Raw genomic sequence first — 6,695 nt, 5'->3', positions numbered from 1 at the left:
GCAGCAGTGCTGGCGGGTGTCTCCCGGGCCAGACTTCATGCTGGTGCTGCTGGTGGATGACATGGCGGGCTACCAGGCCGTGGCCCAGCGCCTCTTCACAGCCGCCTGGGGCGTGCGCAATGTGCGCACCTTCTTTGCCATTCAGCGCGCCAAGTTCAGCACCACAGTGCCAGTGCGGCTACCCGCAACGCCCTGAGGGCTGCGGCCCCTTCAGGCGTCAGGGCGCACTGGCGCGCAGCGAAGGCAAGGTCATCGGTGCGGATTTCAGCCCCAGCGGTTGGCCATCCAGCGGATGTGAGGCCCCCGTCGGTGTCGTCAAACTGGGATGGGGCGTGTCCGCGCGAGGGCTGTCATTGAGCAGCTTGGGCATGGCGGCCAGCAGCTCATCATCGCTCATGGTGGACAACTGCTCGGGCGTCAGCTCCGGTGACTCCTGGGCTGCCGCTGGCACGGGTGCAGATGCCGCCACGCCCTGTGACACTTCTGGCGAGCTGCTCTGCTCCAGGGTGCCACGGCGCGCCAGGCTGCGATCGAACTCATGGCGCTCGACCTCCTGGGCCCCCCACCAGGCCAGCCCGGCCAGCATCAATCCACCGAAGGACAGAACGGCAAACAGCCAGCGGGGATCCCTGTACCAGGGCGCCGACGCATTGGGCATGGCCATGAGCCAGTCGATGTCGATGCGTGTGTCGCCAGCCTCCTGACGCCCACCCGTCGACGTGGGCTCGGGTGAGACCAGCGGGCGAGCCTGGCTGAGGAGCGTGCGGTCATAGTCTGCCCGGGCCTGCTCATCCATCAGCACCAGGTAGCTGGCGTTGAGGGCGGCCATCTCTTCATGGGCGTGCTCATTCGGGCCGGCATCGCCCCCCTTGCGGTCAGGGTGCAGCTTGGCCGCCAAGGCGCGATAGGCCGCGCGGATGACTTCCGGCGGCGCTTCGGGATTGACCTTCAGACGCTCATAGTGGTTCACGACACACTCATCCTGCAATGGGTTGGTGGGGAGGAGGTGGTGATGTTAAAGCACGCCTTCACTTGGGCTGCTTGGCGGGGCGCTTCCAACCCGGGATGCTGACCGCCTTGGTGCGCGCCACGGTGAGCTGGCCGGCCGGCGCATCCTTGCTCAGGGTGCTGCCGCCACCGACGGTGGCGCCGTCGCCCAGGGTGATGGGCGCGATCAGCACACAGTTGGAGCCCACATGCACATCGTTGCCGATCACGGTGCGGTGCTTGTTGGCACCATCGTAGTTGGCTGTGATGCTGCCCGCGCCGTAGTTGACACGTTCGCCCACGGTGGCGTCACCCAGGTAGGCCAGGTGATTGGCCTTGGCCCCCGCCGCCAGAGTCGAATTCTTGACCTCGACGAAGTTGCCGATGTGCACCTCGGCGCCCAGTTGTGCGCCCGGGCGCAAACGGGCGAAGGGGCCGATCAGGGAACCTGGGCCCACGCTCACGCCGTCCTTGTCACCATCGATGTGGGTGAAGGGGTGGATGACGGCACCCGACTCGATCACCGCATTGCGGATAACGCAGTGGGCACCAATGCGTACCTCGTCACCCAGGCGGACCTGACCCTCGAAGATGCAGTTGACATCGATGTCCACATCCTGCCCGCAGCGCAGCTCGCCCCGCAGATCAAAGCGTGCCGGATCGGCCAGACGCACACCGGCTTCCATCAGGCGATCAGCCTGGGCGCGCTGGTGGCGGCGCTCCAGGTCGGCCAACTGGGCCGGGCTGTTCACGCCCAGCACCTCGACCTCGTCCTGGGGCTGTGCGGCCACCACACTCAGCCCATCGGCCACGGCACGGGCCACCACGTCGGTGAGGTAGTACTCGCCCTGGGCATTGTGGTTGGTCAGACCTTGCAGCGCCTGCTTGAGCCAGGCGGTGGGGGCGGCCATCATGCCGGTGTAGACCTCTTTGATCTCACGCTGAGCCGGGTTGGCGTCCTTGTGTTCGACGATGGCATGGACCTGCTCGCCCCAGCCGTCACGCACGATGCGGCCATACCCCGTGGGATCGTCCAGATGAATGGTCAGCAAGGCCAAGCGCTCACCTGCGCAAGCCTCGACCAGCTTGCGGGCGGTGTCGGCCTGGATCAGGGGCACATCGCCGTTGAGGATGAGGGTGGTGCCTTCATCGGGCAGCAGGGGGATGGCCTGCTGGACAGCATGGCCGGTGCCCAGTTGCGGCTCCTGGCGCGCAAAGCTCAGAGGGGCCTGCGCAAACTCGGCGCGCATGCTGGACTCCACCTGCTCGGCCCCATGCCCGGTGATGACGATCAGGCGGGCTGCCTGCAGTTGAGCCGTGGTGTGGATCACATGCGAGAGCATGGGCCGCCCGGCCAGACGATGCAGCACCTTGGGGCGCGAGGACTTCATGCGGGTGCCTTTACCCGCGGCCATGATCACGATGGACAGAGACATGCTGGAGCGATTTTTTGGAAAAAAAAGATCAGGGCTTGGGTGTCGCGGTGCCCTCGGGCGCCGGGAGGTCGACCGTGACCTGACGGGGGCTGATGGCCTGCGCCGGGAAGTCCTGCAGGGCGGCTTCGAACAGAGGCGCCATCAGGCTCTCGACCACGCTGCCGGCACGGTTGTGCACGGCATGGGTCTCGTAGAGGGTCTGGTTGCTGCGGCGATCACGGATGAGCAGGTCCACCTGCATCTGCGTCATCGGCGGCTCGAAGCTCATGCCGATGCCCACACCGCCATGGCGACCCCAGATGCCCCCCGTGCCAAACACACCGCCAAACCAGGAGCCATCCAGCCGACGCCCCCAGGGATCGTCGACATAGCGTGCCTGGGTGCGGGATTGCACGGCCACCTGCACCAGCACATCGGCCTGATCCATCGGGCTCAGGGTGAAGCCCTTGCGCGCCAGCACGGGGGCTGCCGCGGCTTCCACCCGGGTCTGCAGATCGGCCTGGGCCTGCTGCGAAGGCAGGCGCTCGAAGGCATAACGTGCCTGCTTGCGCTCGGCAGGCCACTGCCCGTAGCTGGACACCTCGGCGGTCACGCTCCTGAGGCTGCCGCAGCCCGTGAGCATCATGACCAGCGCCATCACCATCAGCCACAGGCTGGGCGACCGCCTCTGGCGGCCGGTCTCATGTGTCGCGCGGGTCATTGAAGTCATGGCTCAGCTCCTGGTGTCGTCCGGTTCATCCTGGTCCGCCGATCGCTGCAGGGAGGCCTTGAGGCTGTCCAGCGAGATCGGCACGGCGGCCTGGCTGCCTGGGGTGCCGCAGCCTTCGTCTTCGTCAAATGCAATGTCGCCACCCACCACCGGCGCGCCTGTGGCCCGGATGGTGGTGAAGGGGTAGAGCTTGCGGTCCATCAGGTGCGACGGAATGATGTTGGACAGCGCTGTGAACATGTTGTCGACGCGGCCCGGGAACTTGCGGTCCCACTCGTTGATCATCTCGCGCATCTGCTGGCGCTGCAAGCCTTCCTGGCTACCGCACAGATTGCAGGGAATGATGGGGAACTCGCGGTGTTCGGCATAGGTGGCCAGATCCTGCTCGCGGCAGTAGGCCATGGGGCGGATCACCACATGCTCGCCGTTGTCGGTCACCAGCTTGGGGGGCATGCCCTTGAGCGTGGAGCCAAAGAACATGTTCATGAACAGGGTCTGCAGGATGTCGTCCCGGTGGTGACCCAGGGCGATCTTGGTGCAGCCCAGCTCGGTGGCCACTCGGTAGAGGATGCCCCGGCGCAGACGCGAACACAGGCTGCAGGTGGTTTTGCCCTCGGGCACCACGCGCTTGACCACGCTGTAGGTGTCCTGCTCCTCGATGCGGAAGGGCACGCCCACCTTCGTGAGGTACTCGGGCAGCACATGCTCAGGGAAGCCAGGCTGCTTCTGGTCCAGGTTGACGGCCACGATCTCGAAGCGGATGGGCGCCCGCTTCTGCAGGTTCATCAGGATGTCGAGCATGGCATAGCTGTCCTTGCCCCCGGACATGCAGACCATGACCTTGTCGCCGTCTTCGATCATGTTGAAGTCGGTGATGGCCTGGCCCACCTCGCGGTGCAGCCGCTTGCTGAGCTTGTTCATCTCGAAGGCATGCTTCTTGGCCTTGGCTTGCGCTTCGGCATCCACGGCATCGGCCTGAGACAGGATCTGGGAGGGGACAGCGTCGTTCATCCCGCTATTTTCGCCGATCCGGGCGCCGCGCATCATCAAATGTGATTACGGGGATGACCGCTACTGTTTCCTCCCCGGGTCATGGACGATGAGCCCACTCAGATCACTCTCGCAAGGCCACTCCTCATGAGCACACCGACACTGCACCGCACCCTCTGGTTGACCTCGGCGTACGCGCTGTCTGCACTGTTCAGCGTACCGGCGCTGGCACAGACCTACAGCTATGCCAAGTTGCTGACCTATCAGCCGGCCATTGCCGACTCCTCCAATGGCTCCGGCACGCCCAACCATGGCAATCCCTCCACCATGAACGGCCAGGGCCAGACCATGGGATGGGCCACGGTGCGATCCGGCTCGATCTTCGATTTCAAGAAATTCAAGTACGTCCCGGCCTACAAGCGCGTCGTGCTGAAGTGGGCGGAAACCCCCTCCGGCGATGTCTCCCCGACGGTGGTGTCCACCACCGTGATGCCCCTGCACATGAATGATGTGGGCAGTTGGGTCGGCTACATCCCATCCCAGTCGCTGGTGTCCCGCGACAAGGTGGGCTTCGGCTATTTGCAAGACAAGGCTGCCATCCAGATCAACGGCAAGGTGACGGAGATCAAATACGGCAGCAATGGCCTCAACTTCGATGTCAAGGCGCTGAACAACAAGAACTGGGTGCTGGGCACCACCCTGGTCGAATCCGCCACCTCAGCCGTGCTGCTCAAAGGCCTGATCTGGAAGGCGGGTGTCTTCACCGAGCTGGAAACCGGTGGCGCTGAATACAGCTATGCCATCGACATGAACGACAACGGCGACGTGGTCGGCCGCCTCCAGACCAATGTGCTCTATGACAGCGGCCCCCTCGCCGGTACGCTCAAGGAGATCCAGCAACAGGCCGCGCTGTGGGTGAATGGCAAGCTGGCCTGGCGGGGCCCCATGAACTCTGCGGCCTTGTCCATCAATGCCGCAGGGGACGTGCTCTGGCGATCGTACGACACCTATGAGCAATTCATCCGCCGCAATGGTGTGGACACCGTGGTCCCCGTGAGCGGCCGTCTGACCGGCCCCGGCACGGTCTATGGCTGCATCAGCGTCGGAGACGGCAGCTTCGCCCAGGAATGGGCCATCTGGAAAGACGGCCAGACGATCCGACTGGCCGCCGACATGCAAGCGCAGGGCCTGACGCCGCCACGCACCAACGATTGCTCTGATGCCAGGCTCATCGATGTCCAGGCAGGCAAACTGCTCTACACCACCCAACTTTTCCCCACCGGCACGACACGCCCATCCGCCCTGAGCTATCTGCGCGTCCACGGCATGCCCTGACCGCGCTTCACCACTGCCCGGTCTCCATCTTGATGGCGACCTCGCAGTCGTCGAAGATCTCCAGCTTGGCGATCTGCACGCGCACCCCCAGCACGCCGGGCAGCTCCATCAGGCGCTTGCAGAGCTTGCCGATCAGGGTTTCGAGCAGGTTCACATGGGTGGCCGTGCAGTCTTCGATGATGATGGCGCGCACCTTGCGGTAGTCCAGCACATTGAGAATCTCGTCGTCATGGGGCAGCAGGGGCTGGCTGCCCATATTGAGTTCGGCGTCGACGCAGATGGGCTGCGGGGTGGTCAGCTCGTGCTCGAGCACGCCCAGGTTGGCGTCGAAACGCAGGCCCGTCAGGGTCAGGATCTGGTTGCCTTTGGTCAGCGACATCGCTTGGCCTCACATCATTGAAAAATCGCGCGCAAAGCGCTGCAGGTGCTGCCCGCCATCGACCAGCACGGTGGTGCCCGTGATCGACTGGTTGGACAGCGCAAAGGCCACCGTGGCCGCCACGTCCTCGGGCGTGGACGACCGACCCAGCGGCGACAGCTGGTGGGCTTTCTCGAAATCGGCGCCCTGCAGCCACTCGCTGGTGAGGGTGAGGCCCGGGGCCACGCCCACCACGCGCACCGCAGGCGCCAGGGCCAGGGCCAGCAGGGTCGTGGCCGACTCCAGCGCCGCCTTGGACAGGGTGTAGCTCAGGAAGTCGGGGTTGGGGTTCCACAGCTTCTGGTCCAGCAGATTGACCACGGCCCCGCGCACATGCCGAGTGGACAGGTGGGCGGCCAGAGCCTGCGCCAGCACAATGGCCGGTGCGGTGTTGGCCCGCAGGTGTTTTTCCAGCATGTCGTAGCTGAAGGTGGCCGCGTTGTCGTACTCGAAGGTGGAGGCACTGTTGACCACGGCATCGAGGGCGCCCAGCGACTCGACCGCCCGGGGCACCAGGGTGCGGCAGGCGGCCTCATCGGCCAGATCGGCGCACAACACGCTGGCGCGGCGCCCCAGGGCCCGGATGTCCTGGGCCGTGCCCTCGGCCTCGATGCGCGAGGCACGGCAATGCACGACCACATCCCAGCCTTGTGCGGCCAGCGTCAGGGCGATCAGGCGACCCAGGCGCTTGCCCGCGCCGGTCACCAGCACGACCCGATCCTGGGAAGAGGGAGAACTTGCAGCAGATGCAGACATGAGACTTTCTACAATGGGGCATGAACCGTCCACCCCTCTCCGACCACAGTGTAGTGTCCGCGCC

At 65.1% G+C, this 6,695-nt stretch carries 8 protein-coding genes; 2 read left to right on the top strand and 6 right to left on the bottom strand.

Going from position 1 to position 6,695, the window contains the following annotated elements:
- Positions 1-196: Lrp/AsnC ligand binding domain-containing protein (locus VFW84_RS12870; protein WP_329680864.1), on the top strand; the 196-nt coding region annotated here is incomplete at its 5' end.
- A gap of 21 nt (positions 197-217) precedes the next feature.
- On the opposite strand, the gene VFW84_RS12865 is transcribed toward VFW84_RS12870, so the two are convergent.
- Genes VFW84_RS12865 through ttcA form a run of 4 tightly spaced genes read right to left on the bottom strand, consistent with a single transcriptional unit; the run spans position 218 to position 4,143 of the window.
- Positions 218-970 (bottom strand): J domain-containing protein, encoded by a 753-nt coding sequence (locus tag VFW84_RS12865; protein WP_329680863.1) that lies wholly within the window; start codon positions 968-970, stop codon positions 218-220.
- Between the two features lie 58 nt (positions 971-1,028).
- The gene (gene glmU, locus VFW84_RS12860; RefSeq protein WP_329680862.1) at positions 1,029-2,423 is read right to left on the bottom strand and encodes a bifunctional UDP-N-acetylglucosamine diphosphorylase/glucosamine-1-phosphate N-acetyltransferase GlmU; all 1,395 of its coding nucleotides are present in this window, start codon (positions 2,421-2,423) and stop codon (positions 1,029-1,031) included.
- A gap of 28 nt (positions 2,424-2,451) precedes the next feature.
- Complete coding sequence (locus VFW84_RS12855; RefSeq protein WP_329680861.1) at positions 2,452-3,132, bottom strand: DUF4136 domain-containing protein; 681 nt, start codon at positions 3,130-3,132, stop codon at positions 2,452-2,454.
- Between the two features lie 3 nt (positions 3,133-3,135).
- Positions 3,136-4,143: a tRNA 2-thiocytidine(32) synthetase TtcA gene (gene ttcA, locus VFW84_RS12850; RefSeq protein ID WP_329680860.1), complete on the bottom strand. Its 1,008-nt coding sequence runs from the start codon at positions 4,141-4,143 to the stop codon at positions 3,136-3,138.
- A gap of 126 nt (positions 4,144-4,269) precedes the next feature.
- Between ttcA and VFW84_RS12845 the strand changes: the two genes are divergently transcribed.
- On the top strand, positions 4,270-5,457 hold the full coding sequence (locus VFW84_RS12845; RefSeq protein ID WP_329680859.1) for a hypothetical protein: 1,188 nt from the start codon (positions 4,270-4,272) through the stop codon (positions 5,455-5,457).
- Positions 5,458-5,464: 7 nt separating this feature from the next.
- Here VFW84_RS12845 and VFW84_RS12840 read toward each other — a convergent pair whose 3' ends face one another.
- Together VFW84_RS12840 and VFW84_RS12835 are read right to left on the bottom strand one after the other, a co-directional pair.
- Positions 5,465-5,836, bottom strand: a complete 372-nt coding sequence (locus VFW84_RS12840; RefSeq protein ID WP_329680858.1) for a dihydroneopterin aldolase — start codon at positions 5,834-5,836, stop codon at positions 5,465-5,467.
- Positions 5,837-5,845: 9 nt separating this feature from the next.
- Positions 5,846-6,631, bottom strand: coding sequence for an SDR family oxidoreductase (locus tag VFW84_RS12835; protein WP_329680857.1), 786 nt, complete (start codon positions 6,629-6,631; stop codon positions 5,846-5,848).
- Positions 6,632-6,695 lie beyond the last annotated feature (64 nt).

Source organism: Aquabacterium sp. (assembly GCF_036279655.1).
In the GTDB taxonomy this organism is placed as follows: Bacteria; Pseudomonadota; Gammaproteobacteria; order Burkholderiales; family Burkholderiaceae_C; genus Aquabacterium.
The sequence above is the reverse complement of the archived record's forward strand: the minus strand, read 5'-3'. Positions and strand labels throughout refer to the sequence as shown.